This is a genomic window from Pseudomonas sp. Pseu.R1 (assembly GCF_045764065.1).
Classification (GTDB): Bacteria; Pseudomonadota; Gammaproteobacteria; order Pseudomonadales; family Pseudomonadaceae; genus Aquipseudomonas.
The window spans coordinates 1982645-2002372 of record NZ_JBJGEE020000001.1; the positions used below are offsets into that span (position 1 = coordinate 1982645).

General features: G+C 58.1%; 10 protein-coding genes and 1 tRNA gene. All 11 read right to left on the reverse strand.

Annotated features, from left to right (window positions below):
- Nucleotides 1-142: 142 nt before the first annotated feature.
- The 11 genes from ACI5GA_RS09275 to tolR all read right to left on the reverse strand — a co-directional run bounded on the left by ACI5GA_RS09275 (nucleotide 143) and on the right by tolR (nucleotide 19720).
- Nucleotides 143-646, reverse strand: a complete 504-nt coding sequence (locus ACI5GA_RS09275) for a hypothetical protein (protein ID WP_421422614.1) — start codon at nucleotides 644-646, stop codon at nucleotides 143-145.
- Complete coding sequence (locus ACI5GA_RS09280) at nucleotides 634-11685, reverse strand: filamentous hemagglutinin N-terminal domain-containing protein (protein WP_421422615.1); 11052 nt, start codon at nucleotides 11683-11685, stop codon at nucleotides 634-636. The genes ACI5GA_RS09275 and ACI5GA_RS09280 overlap by 13 nt, the downstream gene beginning before the upstream one ends.
- Nucleotides 11686-11706: 21 nt before the next feature.
- Nucleotides 11707-13380 carry a ShlB/FhaC/HecB family hemolysin secretion/activation protein gene (locus ACI5GA_RS09285; protein WP_421425460.1) on the reverse strand — a complete coding sequence of 558 codons (1674 nt, stop codon included), beginning with the start codon at nucleotides 13378-13380 and terminating at the stop codon, nucleotides 11707-11709.
- Nucleotides 13381-13849: 469 nt separating this feature from the next.
- A tRNA-Lys gene (locus ACI5GA_RS09290) sits at nucleotides 13850-13925 on the reverse strand.
- A gap of 63 nt (nucleotides 13926-13988) precedes the next feature.
- Nucleotides 13989-14663: a 7-cyano-7-deazaguanine synthase QueC gene (queC, locus tag ACI5GA_RS09295; protein WP_404639089.1), complete on the reverse strand. Its 675-nt coding sequence runs from the start codon at nucleotides 14661-14663 to the stop codon at nucleotides 13989-13991.
- Nucleotides 14664-14676: 13 nt separating this feature from the next.
- Nucleotides 14677-15324: a 7-carboxy-7-deazaguanine synthase QueE gene (gene queE, locus ACI5GA_RS09300; protein ID WP_421422616.1), complete on the reverse strand. Its 648-nt coding sequence runs from the start codon at nucleotides 15322-15324 to the stop codon at nucleotides 14677-14679.
- Between the two features lie 179 nt (nucleotides 15325-15503).
- Nucleotides 15504-16337: a tol-pal system protein YbgF gene (gene ybgF, locus ACI5GA_RS09305; protein WP_404639093.1), complete on the reverse strand. Its 834-nt coding sequence runs from the start codon at nucleotides 16335-16337 to the stop codon at nucleotides 15504-15506.
- A 6-nt stretch (nucleotides 16338-16343) separates the two neighbouring features.
- Complete coding sequence (pal, locus tag ACI5GA_RS09310; RefSeq protein WP_404639151.1) at nucleotides 16344-16844, reverse strand: peptidoglycan-associated lipoprotein Pal; 501 nt, start codon at nucleotides 16842-16844, stop codon at nucleotides 16344-16346.
- A gap of 52 nt (nucleotides 16845-16896) precedes the next feature.
- Nucleotides 16897-18198, reverse strand: coding sequence for a Tol-Pal system beta propeller repeat protein TolB (gene tolB, locus ACI5GA_RS09315; protein WP_421422617.1), 1302 nt, complete (start codon nucleotides 18196-18198; stop codon nucleotides 16897-16899).
- Complete coding sequence (gene tolA, locus ACI5GA_RS09320) at nucleotides 18195-19265, reverse strand: cell envelope integrity protein TolA (protein WP_421422618.1); 1071 nt, start codon at nucleotides 19263-19265, stop codon at nucleotides 18195-18197. The genes tolB and tolA overlap by 4 nt, the downstream gene beginning before the upstream one ends.
- The gene (gene tolR, locus ACI5GA_RS09325; protein WP_274134464.1) at nucleotides 19265-19720 is read right to left on the reverse strand and encodes a protein TolR; all 456 of its coding nucleotides are present in this window, start codon (nucleotides 19718-19720) and stop codon (nucleotides 19265-19267) included. Before tolR ends, tolA begins: the two co-directional genes overlap by 1 nt.
- Between the last annotated feature and the right edge of the window lie 8 nt (nucleotides 19721-19728).

The following is a 19728-nucleotide window of genomic DNA, read 5'->3' on the forward strand; positions in this document are numbered from 1 at the left end:
CTTTTGCTCGAACAGAATTCGGAGTTAAAAAATCACGAGATATCATCTAGTAGAGACCGTCAGTTAGTCGCGCTTATCGGCGATTTCTTCATCAGCATCTTAGTAAAACAACTCACCAGCGCCTCTCTAGCGGCATGCAACATTAAAATTTCTTAACAATGATGCAAAAAGGTTTTTCTTGATTTTTCTCCTCCCCCCCCCTGAACAAATATGCCATTTCTTTGTTCTCTAAGGCCCTGTACACAAAAGCACGGTCACCCATAATTCTATATGAAGCGTGCTCCATGAACCCAGAATTTTCATCGGCAGCGAGTGCTTTACGTATTGATCCATATTTATCTGCAGCATTTTCTGGCAGAAGACTCACCGGAGGAGCACACGTTATGCCCTCATCACTTTCCAAATCGTTAAAATATGCACGCCTAAAGCCTCCCTCGCTGACAGCCCAATACACCGCAACAACCTCTGCGGCTTTCAGATCAAAATTGTTTATTTTCGTTATGACATATTGACTATCCGAGGTTTTGTGAACGCCCGCACCAAGATCTGAAGAAACCAGATCAGACAGGTCAATTATCGTACCCTTGGCTAAATCACAAACCTTGTCCCATGTAATCATATTGTCGACTCTATTTATTGGGGCCATTTAAAAATCCTCCCGATCACCTTACCAGTGCTAAGCGCTCGCTCCGCTGCAGCTTTACTCTCTCCCGCAGGCATATTTTGCACCGCCTTGACAATTTCCGCCTGCCAAGCCTCTATTTTAGCGGGAGACAACGTAGAGGGGTAGCTACCACCTGGGCCACGATATTTTGCGTCCCAGACTACAAGAGACGATGATCCTGGGTCAAAAGTAATAAAGTCTGCTCCAGGTGCAGACGCCTTGCCCGGAGGAGAAATAGGAATTTGTCCCAACTCCAATGCTTGGTTCCAGCCACGAGCCTCCGCAATTGCAGCATTTAGTTCCGTATAGGGATTTTTCCCTCCATTTACGTTCGCCAATATAACAGGCTCGTTCTGACCCCAAGAACTTTCACGGAGTCCCGACGAGTAATCATTTGGTGAGCTTATCTTATCTCCATTAGACGTGACGGTACTTCCGGAATAGCTCCCCAAATTCCCGCTAAACACACCCTCTCTACTCGTCCAAGACACAGCCCATTCATCGCTGCCTTTAGACTCGGCACTTACAAGATAATCTATCGCTTTTTGGATTCTACTATTGCTCGCAACCTCTCCGATTTGCAAGGTTGCCTTGGCACCACCTCCTCCCATTGCAGCGCCAGCTAGCAAACCGAAACGGTCGTCACTTGGCGCCCAATCTTTAATCACATCAGAAAGATACCCAATCGCTTCCAGTGAGCGACTTACAAGTAATTGTTTATACCGCTCGCACGTGCCATTCCCACAGGGCATCGCAACTAGCGCATCCAAATCATCCATGATGCGATCTCTAGCCATTTTTGCTCGTTGAGAGCCTGCAATGTCCTTCGCATACTCCATATTTCCTTTACTGTCTTCGTCAAACTTTCCCTGTTCCCATTTCTCGCGCGAGCAATCGTCATCCGCCCCACAACCGCCCATGGCCTTGGCAAAGGCGACTCTCTCTTCGTGTTCGAGGTAATTGTATTTTGTTGCTTGCGATGCAACCCAGCCCGCAATAGCCTGATCCTTATCGCTGCCGCCAGCAGCAGCTGCAACCGTCAAGCCAATCAGTTGCGAGGTCATCGCCAACAGCTGATCGTGCATACCGTTGTTGAATATCCTGTCACCCACGGATGCCACGAAGGCTTCATTCGCGCCGGCAGCCAAAGCACCAGTTCGGAAATCTCCACCTGCAAGTTCGGCGATCAACCCGCCTACCAGTGCGTGAGCACCCATTTTTCCGGGCAACCCCGAGAACTCCAACTGAGTGCCCAGGCGGTTGTAAATTCCGGCGGACATGACATCGGCAGCAGAACTGATCGCCGATTGTGCGAGGTTGTCCTTGAGGCTTCCTCCGTTAATAGCGGTATTGGCAACGGCGCTGAAACCGTTCTGGGCGAAGGTGTATTCACCGAATTTGATCAGATCGGCTGTCTTTCCAAGATCGAAGCCATGCGTTGCCTTGGCTGCATCTTCTGGCGACACACCGAAAGCCTTATCCAACACCCCAGCTGCGAATCCGGCCGCCAGTCCTGTTACCAGATAACCTTTCATGCTCTCGGCAGAGGTCACATCCTTAAGCACAGCACCGATATTGCCTTTGTTGTTGATTACGCTTACGGCTGCTTGTGAAACCGCGGCGGAAAAGCTCGCGGTAGCAGCGGCACTGGCGGCACTGCTGATGACTCCAGCGTATGCTCCATACCCTGCAGCTGTCGCAGCGCCACCCGCCGCTTCTCCTGCAGCCGTCCCGATGGTTGCAGCCGTCCCCGTCCCCGCCGTCAAAACGGTCACGATGATAATGATCGCCAGCATCGCTCCTTGACCCAGGCCGGAGTGGCTGTACTTGTACGAATCGTGCGTCTCTTTGATCAACTGCCAGTCAACATCCCCACGGGCCTCAGCGTCCTTCAGCCACGCCAGTTCGGGATCAGCCTTGACCATCGCATCAATCGCCTCGCTGACGGTCTGCTGGTTCACCTGCTTCACATCAATGTGCAGGCCATCCACCGCCTTGATCGCCAGATTGCCTTTTGCAACCAGCTCACTTTGACGCAGGGTTTCGTCAGTGCTGCCTTTACCCGACATCGAGTTCCAGGACAGGCTCGTGTTGCTCTTCTCGTGACTCTCCTGATGCAGATCCTTCACGCCCTCGAACAAAATCCCGCCACCGCTGTTCAAGGTCAGGTCTTTACCACTGTCGAGCTTCGCTACCTGATAGTGCTGGTCGCCCCCGCTGATCAGCATCATGTTGCCGCCGGAGGTGATCTCGCTGCCGATGTTGGTGACCTGGGTCACCTCATCGCGTTTGGTTTTCTTGGCGCCGAATGAGCCTTTTTTCTTCTTGTCGTAGAGCGAGTAATCGCTGTCCTGTGCGGCGAGGATGTCGAGCTTGTCGCCTGCGACCAGGTAGGCTTCGTCGCCTGCGGTGATGCGGCTTGAGATGATGGCAAGATTCTGCCCGGCGCTGACGGCGACGCTGCCACCTGCGTTGATCTCGGTCGAGACCTGGCTGACGTGATCTTCCTGCACTGTCAGTTTCTTGCTCTTGGACAGGAAGTGATCTTCGTCAGCTGCCGAGGCGATGGTTACGTTCTCGGTCGCAGCAATGGCAATGTCACGCTTGGCATCAATCTGCGTGGCAATGGCATTCACATCACGCCCCGCCTGCACCGACAGATCGCGGCCTGCGCTGAGGGTGGAAGTGGTCTGGGTGATGTCGCTGCTGGTGTGCTTGCTGTCCAACACCAGGCTGTTGACCACCTGGCTGGAAAAGGTGTTGACGTCACGTCCGGCGTTCAGCGTCAGATCACGCCCGCTCTGCAGCGCACTGCCGATGTTGTTGATGTCCCGACCTGCGGACACGCTCAGGTCATTGGCCGCTTCGATGCGCGCAGCGTTGTCGGCGTAGTCTTTGTGCAGTTGGCCGCGTGTACTGCTGTCGAGCGAGGTGATGGTGCGTTCGTTGGTGACGTCGCCCCCGATGGCGGTCACGGTGACGTCGCGACCAGCGATGATGCCGCCCGCCTTGTTGGTAATGTCGTTGCCCGCCAGTGCATCCAGACGGTTGCCCGCCTGAATCACGCCGCTGTTGACCAGATCCTTGCCTGCCGTGGCCGACAGGTTGTTGGTGGCTTTGAGGGTGCCGACGTTGTCGAGGTTTTCGCCTGCGATGAGGGTGACGTCGTTGCCGGCGATCAGGGCGCCATTGGGCGCCAAGCGGTTGTCGGCCTGGGCCAGGTACAGCACGGGCACCAGCACTTTTTCGCCATTCACTTCGTGCTCTTCGAGCCAGACGATGTCGTGGGTCAGCGCAGCGACCTGCTGAGCGGTCAGCGACACGCCAACGGACAGATTGAGCGCGTCCTTGCTGGCGATGGCGTTGTTCATCAGATATTTGAACTGATCCTCGTTGGAGGTCTGTCCATCGATGAAGGCCTGGCCGGTGCGCGCGGTGATGGCTTGCTGAACGAGGCGTTGCTCGTAGAGGCCGTCGCCGAGGCGTTTCTGCGCCAGGTCAGGGTCGTAACCCAACGCCGAGAGCATGTAGTCCGAGCTCATGAACTGCTTGAGGTCGGTGAGCACGGGGTTGGTTTCGATGAGGTATTTGCCGGTGCTTGGTTTGGCAGCGGAACTTGGCAGACCTTGAACGCGTGTCAGCCCTTGTGGATTGTTATCGACGTTGACTGCACTGACACTGGCACTCACGCCCGTATTCTGACGATTTTCAACGGTCAGCACTTGCCCCGCCGCCGTTGGTGCGTTGGCGGTGGCCACCAGTACGTCTCGGGATGAAGTGCCGGGTAAGGCTTGGTCACGCTGCGTCGCGGTGACAGTGGCGTTACCTAAGCTCCAATTTTGAGGGGAAACGCTGGCTTGAGTACTTCCCTCTGCGCTGAGACGGAACAAACCGTTCTGCCCGGACGGAAGACTGAAACCTGGAAGGCTCGTCGGGTCGACCTGCTGTTGAGCCAGATCAGGTGGCAGCTGTGCGTTCAGTCGAACCACAACCGTGGTGCCTGTACCGCTTGCGCGAGTGTCGGCGACCTTATTGGCGCCCGCTGCAGACGCGTAGTCTTCGTGAATGACGCTGTTTTGCAGGTCTTTGGTAGCGGTGATGGAAACATTGCCAGCCGCCTGGATCACTGCACTGCGGCCTGCGCTACCGGTGCCATCTTTGGCGACTTCTACATCGCTGACCAACGCCATTGAGGTAAGCGCCGTTGGCAATTGCACGAGATTGGCTGGATCGTAAGCAGAGCCTGGGGTGTTGCCCCACGCGTAACCAGAAAGCGTCCGGTCGGAAACGTTTTCGCCGGTGACGGCGTCCTTGACGGTAGTGACTTTGATTAGTCCGCCATCGTGGCCAGGCTCTCGTCCTGTCGCAAAAGTCACGACAGCCAAACGGATTTCCCCTGACGCTGCAACGTAGTAGACCTTGGGGAAGTCCGGGTTATCACGCTGGTTGTAGGCAACGACTTCGGGCATGAAACGGTTGACCGTACCGTCCGTCACCACTCCCTGATAGTACGTACGTGTTCGCTCGACCGTGCCGCTGACAGCTCCCAGGTTCTTGACGTTGTCCGCTTGAATGGAGATGTTGCCGCCTGCACTGACGGTGCTTTTACTGTTGAGAAAATTGCTGCCGGTGAACGTGAAATTGCTCCCTGCCGTCAACAACGCAGAGGCAGTGGTATCGCTGTCCTGCCCAGCGTCGAACGTCTCCCGGGCGATGTAATTGACCTCGTAGTGATCGCCGCTGCAATCGAGGCACTGCACGGCGATGAAGCCTTTGACGAGGGTGCGACCGACCGCAAAATTCTGCGTGCCGTCCGAGCCTTCGGTACGGTTTTCGAACGCGGTGGCGTTGATCGAGAATGCGCCGCCGCTCTCCATCGAACCGGAGATGTTCGAAACCTGATTGGCGCGTGCCGTGCCATATCCACCCATGCTGAGATTACGCAGGCTGTAAAAATCGCCCTTCAGATTGGTCAGGCTTGCAGTGTTCAGCTGCATGTCCGAGCCGCTGAAGATCAGACCTTGCGTGTTGCTCAGCGTCGGCGTCGTCAGCGTCAACCCCTGAGCCGCGCCCAACGTACCGTAGTTGGCAATACCCCCAGCGTTGAACACCATGTCCGCCGCTGACGTGATACGGCCATAACTGGCGGCCTGTCCCGCTATGTTGACGTCCGTGCGCGCACCGCCTGCAATACTGGCCGCAGCGCCCAGCGACAGTTGGCCTGCGCCCACGCCCAGGGTTCCGAGACTGGTGAGTCGACCATTACCCGAATAAGTACCGCTCAGATTCAGACTCAACGTGCCGTCACTGGCAATCAGTCCATCGTTGCTCCAGTTGCTGCCCGTACCGGTGAATACACTGGACGCGAGCAATTGCCCGGTCGCGGTCTGCGTGAAGTTATTCACGTTGACGTTCAGCGCGCCCGCCTGCAAAACACTGCTGTTTACCCAGCTGTCGGCATTCAGGGTCATGGCGCCACGGGTGACGAAGCTGCCGCCAGCGTTCATGACATTGGTCGTGGAAATCCCGAACTTGCCACCGCCCACATGCAAGATGCTGCCGCCCGCATTGAGCAGACTGCCGACGTTCAGAGCCAGGTCGGTGTTAGCGGTTTCCAGGGTGCCGTTGCGGTTATCAAACAAGCCGCCGATCTGGAAATTCGTCGTGCCGCTGCTACCCAGCGCGCGCAGCTTGCCGGTCTGGTTGTCGAGGCTGGCAGCGCTGATGTTGAGGGTGCTGTCGCTTTCGATGATGCCCAAACGGTTGTTCAGGGCGCCGCTCAAATTCAGGTCGATTTGTTGACCGGCGATCTGGCCGTCGTTGTCGCCGCTGTTATCGAAGTTGTTGCCGGTGACGCTGATGTTTTGCTTGGCGTACAGGCTGCCGTTGCGGTTGTCGAAGTTGCCGCTACCGGTGTTGATCAGCGCGTCACCGGTCTGCGCAGAGATACGTCCGCCGTAGTTGTCGATGCCCGCCAGAGCGCGAATGTCTAGGCGTTGCGCCTGGGTGATGCCGCCCTGACGATTGAGGTCATACCCGTTCTTCAGCACGCCGGTGATGCGCGCCGTTAAAGCGTTTTGCAGGCTGGAGAGCACGCCGCCCCGGTTGTCGACGTTGTTGGCGGTGAGGTTGAGATCACCGCCCTGAGCGATGATCTTGCCGGTCTGGCTGTCGATGTCGCCGCTGATGGTCAGGTTCAACGCGCCTTGGCTTTGCAGCGTACCTTGGCTGTTGGCGAGGCTCGCGGCCTGCACCGAGAGGCCGGCATTCTTGCTGTAGATCAGGCCGTCGTTGGCGTTCTGGATCGCGCCGCTGGCCGTCAGCAGCAGTGGATCATTGGCGGCAACAGTGCCTCTGTTACTGTTGTCCAGTCCACCCGTGAACAGGGTCATCGCCTGTTGGCTGGCGAGTTGGCCGCCTTGGTTGTTGATCTGGGTGGCGCGACTGATCAGCAGATCGCCCGCACTGGCGAGCTTGCCGTTTGTGTTGGTCAGGCTGCCGAGCAGGTCGAGGGTGACACCAGCATTGCTGGCGATGCTGCCGGCGCTGTTGTTCAAATCAGTGCCGGTGAGACTTAGCGCCTGCTGTGCGTTGATCGTGCCGGCGGCGTTACCGAGTTGCGCTGCGTGGATAGTCAAGGCAGCGCCGCTGTCGATGAGGCCGTTCTGGCCGTTGTCCAGCAGTCCGCTGACGGTGTAGGTCTGCACTGCTCCGCTGGACAGAATCCCGCCCCGGTTGTCGACGTTGGCCGCGCTGATGTTGAGTGTTTGCTGGCTGACCAATGCGCCATTGGCCGCGTTTAGCAAGGCACCGTTCAGGCTGACGCCAACGTCGCCGTTACGGCTCGACAGCGTGCCGCCGTTGCGGTTGTCGATACTGCCACCGCTGATGCTGAGACCTTCCAAACCGGAGATCAGACCCAGTTGGTTAAGCAGTGAATCGGCGTTAAGTGTGAGCTGCTGGTTGCTGATCAGCTTGCCGTTGCTGTTGTCCAGCGTGCGGCCTGCGAGGTTGAAACTCTGGCTGCTGGAGATTTCGCCACCGGCGTTTTTCAGGTCGCGCAGGTGATTGATGGCCAACGGATTCTGGGTGGTGATCAGGCCATTGCTGTTGTCGAGATCTGCGCTCTTAAGGTCGAGGTTAACGGCCGTGGTGCCCAGCAGTGTGCCACTGACGTTATTGATGCCGGTCGCTTGCACGTTGAGGGTTTGAGCAGCGTTGATCAGGCCATCATTGCTGTTGTTCAGCAGACCATCGACGTTGAGGGTCAAGTCGTTACGACTGGTCAGGGTGCCGACGCTGTTGTCCAGCGTGCCGCTACGTGCATCGAGGCCGGCGGCGGCGATCATGCCTTTGACGTTGGTCAGCGCCTGAGCGACGTGCATGATCAGCGTCTGATTGCTGAGCAGTTTGCCGTTGCTGTTGTCGAGGCTGTCGGCGTTGAACGCGAAGCCCAGAGTGCTGGAAATTTCGCCGTACTGGTTGTTCACACTTGCGAGGTTTTTCAGCAGCAAGGTGCCAGGAGCGTTGATCAAGCCATTCTGGTTGTTGAGCTGGCCATGGTTCAAATCCAGGGTCAGGCTGGCGTTGCTGAACAGCGTGCCGCCTTGTTGATCAAGCCCGAGGATGCTGGCGGTCAGTGCCTTGTTGCTGCCGATGCTGCCACCGGCGCTGTTGGTGAGTTGTGCAGCGCTCAGCTCAAGGCTGTCGGCGCTGGTCACACGCCCGTTGTGGCTGTTATCGAAATCGCCGGTTTGAATCAACACCGCGCCTTTGCCGCTGATGCTGCCGTTTTGCGAGTTGTCCAGGCTGGCACTGTTGAGGGTCAGGCCGCCATCGGTGATCAGCTTGCCGCTTCGGCTGCTGACGGCGCCGGTGCTGTCGATGCTTAACGCCCCGGCACTGGACAGACTCCCGCCGTCGTTGGTCAAGGAGGCGCTGCGAACACTGAGCGTACCTTCGCTGCTGAGCAGGCCAAGGTTGTTCAGCAAGTCGCCGCTTAGGCCCAGATCGACGTTTTGCAGGCTGAGCAGGTTGCCGCCGCTGTTGTCCAGGCGTGTGCCGGTAAGACTCAGGCCGGTCTTGCCAGACAGCACGCCGTTGTTGCGGTTGGCGAGTTGATCGACCGCCAGGCTCAGGTTTTTCTGGCTGATCACTCGCCCCGCATCGCTGTTGTCGAGTTGCTGCGCCGTCACGCTGATCGCCTCTTGGCTGGATACCTCGCCACCTCGGTTGTCGATGGTGGCGACGTTCAACGTCAGCAGGCCGTTGGCGCTGAGCAGACCGTTGTGGCTGTTGTCGAGCCGGGTGCCGGTCAGGCTGAGGCTTCCCAGCGCTATGAACTGACCGCCCTGTTGCTGCAGGCCGCCGATGTTGGCGATGAGGTCTTGCTTGCTGGCGATTTGTCCGAGGCTGTTATCGATGTTCGCGGCATTCAGCATCAGCTTGCCGTCGGCGATCAATGCTGCGTTGCGGTTGATCAGAGCGTCGTCAACGCTGAGAGTCATCTCGCCACGGCTGCTCAGCAGGCCGTCGGTGTTGTCGAGACCCCCCGCGCGGGCATCGATGGCCGCTGCGGAAATCGCGCCATTGACGTTGGCCAAGGCGTGGGCAACGCGCACCATCAGGCTCTGATTGCTCAGCAACTTGCCGTTGCTGTTATCGAGGCTGTCGGCGTTGAGCTCAAAGCCCAGGGCGCTGGAAATTTCGCCGTTCTGGTTGTTCACACCAGCAAGTTTTTTCAGCAGCAAAGCGCCCGGTGCGTTGATCAGGCCATTCTGGTTGTTGAGCTGGCCGTGGTTGAGGTCAAGGGTGAGCGTGCTGTTGCTGAACAGCTCACCACCTTGTTGGTCGAGGCCAGTGACGCTGGCAGTTACGGCCTTGGCAGCAGCAATGCGACCGCTGTCCTGGTTGATGACCTGGGCGGCGGTAAGGCTCAGGCTGTCGGCACTGGTCAGTTGGCCTTGGTGGCTGTTGTCGAACGCGCCGGTGTTGACGACGGTCGCGCCTTTGCCGGAGATTGCGCCGTGGTTGCGATTGTCCAGGCCGGCGCTGGTAAGGGTTAGCGTGCTGTCGGTGCTCACCGAGCCCTGTTGATTGTTCACAGCGCCCGTTGAGACGACCTTCAAAGCCCCGGCGCTGGAGAGCTTGCCGGTGGTGTTGGTCAGGTTATTGGCCCCAACGTTCAGGGTGCCTTCGCTGCTGAGCAGACCGTTGCTGTTGTCGAGATCACCTGTGAGGTTGACGCTGAGATCGGTTTGCCCGGACAGAGTGCCGCCACTGTTGCTCAGCAGCCCGCCGTCGAGGCGCAATGCGCTGCCCGCGTAGATCAGGCCGTTGTTCTGGTTGAAGACATTGGCGATGTTGAGGTTCATCGCGCCGCCGGACAGCAGCTTGCCAATCTGGTTGTTGTTCAACTGGCTGGCCTTGATGTGCACATCGGCGCTGCTGGAGAGCTCACCGCTGCGGTTGTCGATGTCCGAAACATCGAGGTTCAGTGCTTTTGTCGAGCCCACCAGGCCGCCCGCGCGATTGTCGAGCTGGCTGCCCTTGAGGGTCAGGTTGCCTTGGGCGACCACTTCGCCTTTCTGGTTGCTCAACGTGTTGATGGTGGCGGTGAGGTCGCGCTTGCTGGAAATGCGTCCATTGCTGTTGAGCGCCACATCGGCGTTGACCAGCCCTGCCCCGACTGCGATGATCAGGCCGCCCTGGTTGTTCAGCGTGCCTTGAACGTTCAGGGCCAGATTGCCCCCGGCGGTGACCTGCCTGCCGCTGTTGTCGAGGCTCTGGCTCGTGGTGGCGCTCAGGTCACGGCTGGCAATCACCGTTCCGTTGTTGCGCAGGTTCTGCGCATTCAGCACCACATCACCTGTCGCGTTGCGGCTGTTGTCGGCATTCACCCCGGCTTCGACGATCGCGTTGTTGGTCAACTGGCCGTTGCTGCTCAGGCTGATGCGATCACGTGCGGCGATGTTCTGCTGAATGGTCAGCGCGTCACGAGTCTGCACGTCGACACTGTTGCCATACATCGCGCCTTGCACCTCGGCGCTGACCGCTTTGACGTTGACGGCGCCGTTGGCGGCAACCTGAGCCATGCTCAGCTGGCCGTTGGCGTCGATTTGGATGTCCCCTGCGCTGGCGGCGAGGTTACCCGCGAGTTTCACGCCAACACCGGTTTCGGTGCCCACGAGGCGGATCGCGCCTGCGTACATCCCGCCGAGGGCCGAGCTGTCGATAGCCAGCTGTGGTTTTGCGCTGCCGTCATCGGCCAATGCGCTAACGTTCAGCGTTTGTGCGTTGACGTCGTTGCGGCCGGTGACGATGTTCAGTTGTTTGGCGTGCAACTCGGCGTTGATTTTCGCGCTGCGGGTGATGATGTCGAATCGGTCGACGTTGTCGGCGTTCAGCCCTGCGCCGTCGATGGAGACGCTGCCGCCGTCGACGTGGAAGTGGTCAATCCCGCCTGCGCTGTCGAGCACGGGTTTGCCGGTGGTCAGGGTCGCTTGCGGGGTGTTGATGAAGCCGCAACCGTTGCAACTGATGCCGTACGGGTTGGCGACGATGACGCGGGCGGCCTGCCCTGCCACTTCGGTATAACCCTTGAGCTGCGTGGCGTTGGCGCCGGTCACTTCGTTGAGAATGGTGCTGGCCGCGCGGCCATTGAGGTTCTGGTTGCCGAGGATGATGCCGCCCAGTTGTGTGCTCTGGGTGCGGTCGGTGGCGTTGTTGAGGATCACGCCCTGGGTACCGACGTTGTACTGCTGGTACTGGTTGTGCGACAGGCCGCCAGCGTTGGGCGCGGCAATGTTGACGATGGGCACACCGTTGCCCGCTTGGCCCAACGTGGTGTTGGTGGTGCCGCTCACAGCAATGCCGTCGGCCTGGGCGAGCAGCGGCTGCCAGAACATCGCGTTGACCAGAATCAGGGCGAGACCACGTTTGGGCAGGCCGCAGAAGGTGCTGCGCGCGGTCAGTTTCGCGGAAGGCTGGCGGGCGAGAAAATCGAAGAAACGAACGTCCATGTCAGGGATTCCGGCGAAACGTTAGAGGAAGAAATCGAGGCGGAAGTAGATCGGCGACTCACGCTCGATCACGCCGCCAGGACGTTCCAGCGAATGGGCAAAGGTCACGGTCGCCGCGACGTGCTGGCCGCGGGCGAAGAATTCGAAGGCGTTGCTGGAAAGGCGCCCGTGCTGGTCACCGTTGTAGCGGTCGTTGCGGATCACGCCCTGGTCGTAGGAGGCGGCGGTGCCGTAATCCGAGAACAACGGGCGCAGCCAGTCCAGGGTCACGGGGCGACTCAGACGCAGTTCATTGCGCCAGTAGCCGCCGCTGTCGCCGGACAGAAACTGGTCTTTGTAGCCACGCACCGAGGCCGAGCCGCCCAGGCTCATGCGCTGCGGGCTGAACAGCACGTCTTCGCTGCGCTGCCCGGTGGCCAGGCTGGTGAAGGTCAGGCTCTCGCCCCACAATTTGAACGGCTGCAAATAGCTGACGGTGCCGGTGTACTTGCGGTAGCGCGCATCGGTCTCGCCGGGGCCGGGGTGGTTATTGTTCTGAGCACCGAAGGCGCCGATACCTTGCTGCATGCCCAGATCGACGTTGAGAAACGCCCCACCGATGCGCCGACCGTGGTTGATGCCATATTGCACCTCGGTGATGCGGTTGCTGCTCAGGGCCAGGCGACTGTCTTCGATGTAATTGTTGGTGCGAAGGTTGGAGAGGCCAACGTTGAGCGAAGTCTTGCTCAGGGCATCGCGGTAGATCACCCGGTCGGCGCGGAGTTGGTGAGTCTGGCTGTCGCCGCTCTGTTTGAAGTTGAAACCGTTGGCTTGAACCTGGGAGCGAAAGTCGCTTTCGCTGTAGCTGTAAGTGAAGTTCCACCAGCCCCACGGCAAGTTATAGGCAAGCGAGGCGTTGTGCGAAGTGTGCGCCGAATCGGTCATCGCATCGTGGCCGCCACGCAGACTCAACTGATCGGCCAGTCCCAACGGACTGTCCCACTCGAGTCCGGTGTTCCACTGCTGCTCGCCGGTGCTGCGCTGGCCATCGTTGTTGCGCGACAGGCTGGCACGCCAGGGTTTCTGTGGGGTGTTCTTGACCAGCACGTCACTGCCGCCGACCTGCTGCCCCGGCGTCAATTCCATCTGGGCCTGATTGGACGGCAAGCGGTTGAGCTGGTCGACCATCTGCTCGATCTCGCGCAGGTTGACCAACTGCCCTTCCCGCCCCGGGAACGCCATGACCAGTTCACGATCAGTAAGGCCGCTACCGGCATCGCTCTTGAGCTTTTCCAGCCGCCCTTCGATCACCAGCACTTGCAAGTGGCCCTTGGACAAATCCTGTTGCGGCAGGTAGGAGCGACTGGTCACCAAGCCTTTCTCGAGGTAGAGGTCGGTGATGACCTTGAGCAGCTCGTTTAGCTGCGAGACGCCCAGGCACTGGCCGAGGTACGGCTGGGTCAAACGATTGCGCTCAGACTCGGAAAGAGAATCGGCGCCTTTGAGTTCGATGGTCTGGATCGTGAAGCAGCGTGCATCCGCGGGCTTAACGGGTTGCGTTGGCGTCGCTTGCTTGCCGGGTAGATCCTTGAGTTCTTCAAGGCGGCGCTGCTGGTCTTGCAGCAGAAGCTGCTGGCGGTCGCGGATGAGGTCCTGTTCGCCTGGGGTAGGCGCGGCGACGGAGACAAGGGGTGGTGTGGTCAGCAGGCAGAACAGCGCGACTCGATGAACGGGAAAACCCACGGAGCGTCCTTGCAATGGCACGGTGATATCAAAGAGGTTGGATCCTATTCAGCCATTTGTTTGACGTCAATTAAAATGTATCAATTTGTGCATTTCCCGATACACGGCGGACTCAAATTGCCAGCAAGTCAACGATCCTTCGGTTGCCCGGAACGGCCATTTCGTGAAGGAGGTGCGGATATCTATGTGACAGGAACATAGCGGGCGGCGAGAGCAACGCGCCCATAGGGGCCGTGCTTGCGCGTGTGGCGTAGCCAAAAAGCGGCTCAACGCGGCTGAGGAACGCTTGCGCTCGGGCGAACTTCAGGTCCGAGCGGAACGTCAATGACGTCGAAAAAGCACTCACCGGGGCTTGGTTTCTTCCAAACCCGCGACGTGATTTTCTCCAGACGAAAAAAAACCCAAGAATTCGCACTTACGTGGACCTCTCGGGTTTTGAAGATGGTGGGTCGTGTAGGATTCGAACCTACGACCAATTGGTTAAAAGCCAACTGCTCTACCAACTGAGCTAACGACCCGCTTCGTGGTGGCGCGTATATTACTGATTTTTCTCAGTAATTCAACACCTCATTCTAAAAAAATTAAAAATAATGCGTTGGGTCAGGAATCCCCGCCGTGGCGAAGCCTTCTGCGCGCAGGCGGCAGCTGTCGCATTTGCGGCACGCGCGGCCTTGATCGTCGGCCTGATAGCAGGAAACGGTCAGCCCGTAATCGACACCCAGGCGCGTGCCTGTCTTGACGATATCGGCTTTGCTCATCATCTGCAGTGGGGCCTGGATGGTGAAACCCTGTCCTTCTACACCGGCTTTGGTCGCCAGGTTGGCCATGCGCTCGAACGATTCCACGAACTCAGGGCGGCAGTCCGGGTAGCCAGAGTAATCGACTGCGTTGACGCCGATGAAGATGTCACGGGCACCCAACACTTCAGCCCAACCCAAGGCCAACGAGAGGAAGACGGTGTTACGAGCTGGCACGTAGGTCACCGGAATGCCTTCACTTGGCGCTTCCGGTACGTCGATGCTGCTGTCGGTCAGGGCGGAGCCGCCGATGCCGTTCAGGTTCAGGCCAATCACTTTGTGCTCGATCACGCCAAGGTCCTTTGCCACACGCTCAGCGGCCTGAAGCTCGGCGCGATGACGTTGACCATAATCGAAGCTCATCGTGTAGCACGTGAAACCATCGGCTTTGGCCATCGCGACAACAGTGGCCGAATCCAGGCCACCGGACAGCAGGATTACCGCTTTTTTCTCAGTCATGTGTTTGCTCCTCTCAGCGTCCTGGCTCGTCGTCCCAGAGAATTTTGTGCAATTGCAGTTGCATTCTGACCGGCAGATTATCGGCCACGATCCAGTCCGCCAGGTCTCTGGGGCGCAGATCATGGGCAACCGGTGAGAACAGCACCTCACCCGCGCGGCGCTCAAGACCGTACTGGATCAGCTTGGAAACGGCCCAGTCGTAATCCTCGCGAGAGCAGATCACGAATTTGACCTGATCGTTCGGCGTCAACAGTTCGATATTTTCATATCGATTGCGCGCGACCTCTTTCGAACCGGGGGTCTTGAGGTCAACGACGCGGCTGACGCGCGGATCAACTCTGGAGATGTCCAATGCGCCGCTGGTTTCGAGGGAAACCTCGTAACCAGCGTCACAGAGGCGCTCAAGCAACTTGATCACGTTAGGCTGCGCCAATGGCTCGCCGCCCGTGACGCAGACGTAGCGAGGGCGATAGCTGGCGACCTGATCCATGAGAGCATCAAGCGTGTGAATTTTTCCGCCCGTGAAGGCGTATTCACTGTCGCAGTATCCACACCGCAGAGGGCAACCGGTGAGACGCACAAAAACGGTAGGCAAGCCTGCCGTGCGCGTTTCACCCTGCAAAGAGTAAAAAACTTCGGTGATGCGTAATGTGTCTTGCATAAGGGCCACGGGCGTAACGGCTAAACAGGCCATCCGCCTCCGTCAGGCACTTCTGTACACTCTGCCATCGCAGAATCCACAGAAGCGTAATCAATACCGGAATTTCGGGTGCGCGATTCTAACGAAAAAAGCCGCGCAACGCGCGGCTTTCTTGAATCATCGGTCAAGCTGTTGGGCGATCAGAGACGCTGAAGGTCACGCTGAGCCAGTTGCGCCGCCGATGTTCCCGGATACTGGGCAACGACTTGCTGCAAAATGCCTTTGACCTTGTCGGTATGACCGAGGCGGCGCTCGACATCAGCCAGCTTGTAGAGCGAATCAGGCACCTTGGCGTGTTTCGGGTACAACTGGCTGACTTTGGCGAAGGCCTGACCGGCACCTTGCAGGTCGCCTTTGGCCAGGTTCACCTCACCCAGCCAATACTGGGCGTTACCCGCGTACTGACTGTTTGGGTACTTGCGCAGAAATGCAGAGAACGCCTGGCTGGCCTTGTCGAAATCCTTGGCCTTGATCAAGTCGAAAGCAGCGTCGTAGTAGAGCTTCTCTTTCGCCGGATCACCGGGTTCGGTGCTGGTCTGCGGAGCCTGCCCGGCAGCAGCGCCAGCGGCAGGTGCTACAGGGGTTCCGCCGGCATTCACACCACCGTCGGAAGGGGAATTATTGGCAGCCGGTGCAGCAGGTGCGCCACCCGCTCCGATGCGAGAATCGAGATCCTTGTAACGATCCAGCGCTTCTTGCTTCATTTGCTGGATATCGTTCTGCTGGACTTCGACGATTCCACGCAAGCGCGAAATCTCTTCCTGCATTTGTTGCAACTGCATGAACAGCTGACCTTGCGCCGAAGGCTGGGCCGTAGCCCCGCCTCCGGCGTAGGCGCCTGCCGTACCATAACCCGATGGCGGATAACTGCTGCCAGCGGAGCCAGAGTTGTCATCGACCACAGGAACCGCACCCATCGCTGCGAGAGGAAGGGTGAGAGCCAAAACGGTTAAAGCACGGCGGCACGTTCGCATGTCAAATTACTTACGCAGTTCGACGCGACGGTTTTGAGCCCAGGATTGCTCGTCGTTGCCGGTAGCAACTGGACGCTCTTCACCGTAGGAAACCACTTCCAGTTGAGCTGGCGATACGCCTTGCAGAACCAGGTAGCGTTGAACGGCTTTCGCACGACGCTCGCCCAGTGCCTGGTTGTACTCACGGGTACCGCGTTCGTCAGTGTTACCTTCCAGAACAACGCGAGCGCCGTTAGCTTTCAGGTCCTTGGCGTGAACGTCCAGAGCGCGCATGGCTTCTGGCTTCAGGTCAGAACTGTCGTATTCGAAGTAGAAAGTGGTGATTGCGCGCAGAGCAGCTTCTTCGCTCAGCGAGCCATCAACGGCACCGGTGTTAGCGCCGTAACCAGCGTTTGGATCTACAGCAGCGCCTTGACCGGCATTGTCGCCGCCTTTGGACGAGCAACCTACAGCTACAGCCATGGCCAGAGCCAGCGCAGCAAATTTACCAAACTTCAGCATTTCCATCGTGAAACTCCTAATGAACCCCAGTGTGTTAAGTAAAACGTAAAGCGCCGCGTCAGTTCAGGTAAGGGGACCAGGAAGGTTCTCTGACTTCGCCTTGAGCGGTAGGAAGCGGGAGCCTTACGCGTCCATTAATGGACACGAGCATCAAGACTCCCCGGCCCTGCTGGCGGGTGGCGTAGATTACCATGGTGCCGTTGGGCGCAACAGTAGGCGACTCATCAAGGTTGCTGTCTGTGAGAACTTTTACGCTACCGCGTTGCAAGTCCTGAGCCGCCACCTTGAAGTTGGTGAAGCCGTCCTGACGATGAATCATGACCAGAGTCTTTTCATCAGCAGACAACTTGGGTGCCGCATTGTAATTGCCGATGAAAGTGACGCGCTGTGCACCGCCGCCATTGATACTGGACTTATAGATCTGTGGCTTGCCACCACGATCAGACGTGAAATAAATAGTCGAACCGTCTTTACCGAAGAACGGTTCGGTATCGATGGAAGGATCATTGGTTACGCGACTCAACTGACGCGAAGCCAGGTCCATCACATAAATTTCAGGGTTGCCGTCTTTCGACAAGACCATCGCCAGCTTGCTACCGTCCGGAGACCACGCAGGCGCGCCGTTCAGACCTTCGAAGTTGGTGATCTGCTCGCGGCGGCCAGTATCAATGTGTTGCACGAAGATACGTGGACGCTTCTGCTCGAACGACACGTAGGCAATACGCTTGCCGTCTGGCGCGAAACGCGGGGACAGGATCGGCTCGCGAGATTGCAGCAGCGTCACCGCACGGGCACCGTCGTAGTCCGACCGTTGCAACGTGTAGCGCGTGTTGTTACCTCCGAAACGCTCGGCAGTGACATACAACATGCGCGTGGAGAAAGCACCTTTGATACCGGTCAGCTTTTCAAAAGACTGATCGGAGATGTAGTGCGCCATATCCCGCAATTGGTCAGTGGTGCCCGACACGTTACCGGTCAGCACTTGCTGCTCGGTCGCAACGTTGAACAGCGCGTAGTTGACCTGCAGACGACCACCCGACGGCACGATGTTGCCGACCATCACGTACTGCGCACCCAGAGCTTTCCAGTCACGGAAAATGACTTCGCTGGCCTGGCTTGGCTGGCTGATCATGTTTTCCTTTGGAATCGGCGAGTAATAGCCCGAATTCAGCAAGTCGCTGCTGATGATCTGAGCCATGTCTTCCGGCAATACGCTGCCGCCCTGCAGACCGAACGGCACGACCGCAATAGGTGTGGCACGGTCACTGCCGCTTGTGACCAGAATGTTCTTTTCGTCGGCAGCGGCAAAACCCGCTGCGCAACACAGAACCACAAGCAATCCTCGAAGAAGGTTAATCACAAGGCTAGATCCTCAGGTGTGAATGTCATCTTGAATGACCGGTAAGGTGCGAAATCCGAAGGTTTCAGACCTTGCATCTCTGTCAAACGACCAATGTTTTTGACCGCCGCAACGGCCGAGCTGTCGAACGGACCGTCGCCACTGGACTTGGCCACGCTCACCGAAGTGATCGTACCGTCCGGCAACATCGCGATCTGCAACACGACCGTCATGCCTTTGCGCGCCGAAGGTGGACGTGCCCAGCCCTCCGCAGCCCGCGAGCGAATCAAGTCGTCGAAGTTGCCTGCAGTTTCGTCACCACGCTCATCGGCCAGCGCCTGTTGGCGTTCCGGCTTGTCGGAGAGCAGGTCGGCCAATGCCTGGGCCTTCTTCTCTTCCGCCGATTTGCGGGCAGCGTCCTGAGCCTTCTTCTTGGTATCGTCAGCCGCTTTCTTCTTGGCGTCCTCAGCCGCTTTTTTCTTCGCGTCTTCGGCAGCCTTTTTCTTCGCATCTTCTGCAGCCTGTTTCTTCGCATCCTCAGCAGCCTGCTTCTTGGCTTCCTCGGCGGCCGCACGCTTGGCGTCTTCCTCGGCCTTTTTCTTCGCGTCGTCTTCGGCTTTCTTCTTGGCTATATCAGCCAATTGTTTCTCTTCTGCGGCTTTCTTCGCGTCGTCCGCTTTTTTGGCTTCGGCTTTCTTCGCGTCATCGGCCTTTTTCGCCTCTTCCGCTTTCTTCGCTTCCTCAGCCTTCTGTTCTTCGGCCTTTTGAGCGGCATCGGCTTTCTTTTGTTCCGCCGCCTTTATGGCCTCTTGCTCAACTTTCTTCTGCTCCATCTGCTCGACTTCTGTCTGTCGCGCAGCGGATTTCTTTGCCTCGCCAGCAAGCTTCTGATTGGTCTGGGTCGTCGCCTGGCTTTTCGATTTCAGCTGATAAAGCGTGGCCTGAACGATCGGCCGGGCTTCAGGCAGCTCCGGCGTCATCGCGAAGCTGACAAACAGCAGGCCAAAAATCAGGACGTGCAATGCCACGGCCCAGACCGAGGGCCAGAAGTAGCTTTCCGAGGCTGACGGCTCTCGAATCGGCTGCATCAGGGCGCCTCGGTAATCAGACCAACATTCCCGACTCCGGCCTTCTGCAATCCGCCCATCGTGCCCATCACGGCACCGTAATCAACGGATTTGTCGCCACGGATGAACACCTGGGTCTGCTTGCCCGCTTCACGACCTGCCGCGATGATCTTGGTCACGGCGCTGGTCAGTTGCGGCAAGGTCATGGCCTTGTCCATCTGTTTGTCGGTATCGACTTCACTGCCAAGGTTCCAGTAGTAGGTCTTGTCAGCCTTGATCGAAATGGTCAGGACCTGATTGTTGTTGTCCTGCGGCAAGGCCTCACTGGAGACCTTGGGCAGATCGACTTTCACGCCCTGGTTAATCATTGGCGCAGTCACCATGAAGATGACCAGCAGCACCAGCATCACGTCGATGTAAGGCACCACGTTCATTTCGGCGACCGGCTTGCGTTTGCCGCGTCGGCCGCGAGCGATTAAAGCCA

What these genes read in the sequence shown, in the direction of transcription:
- tolA (WP_421422618.1), bottom strand. Translation starts at nt 19,265, where the DNA reads ATGCAGCCGATTCGAGAGCCGTCAGCCTCGGAAAGCTACTTCTGGCCC.
- pal (WP_404639151.1), bottom strand. Translation starts at nt 16,844, where the DNA reads ATGGAAATGCTGAAGTTTGGTAAATTTGCTGCGCTGGCTCTGGCCATG.
- ACI5GA_RS09275 (WP_421422614.1), bottom strand. Translation starts at nt 646, where the DNA reads ATGGCCCCAATAAATAGAGTCGACAATATGATTACATGGGACAAGGTT.
- ACI5GA_RS09280 (WP_421422615.1), bottom strand. Translation starts at nt 11,685, where the DNA reads ATGGACGTTCGTTTCTTCGATTTTCTCGCCCGCCAGCCTTCCGCGAAA.
- ybgF (WP_404639093.1), bottom strand. Translation starts at nt 16,337, where the DNA reads ATGCGAACGTGCCGCCGTGCTTTAACCGTTTTGGCTCTCACCCTTCCT.
- queE (WP_421422616.1), bottom strand. Translation starts at nt 15,324, where the DNA reads ATGCAAGACACATTACGCATCACCGAAGTTTTTTACTCTTTGCAGGGT.
- queC (WP_404639089.1), bottom strand. Translation starts at nt 14,663, where the DNA reads ATGACTGAGAAAAAAGCGGTAATCCTGCTGTCCGGTGGCCTGGATTCG.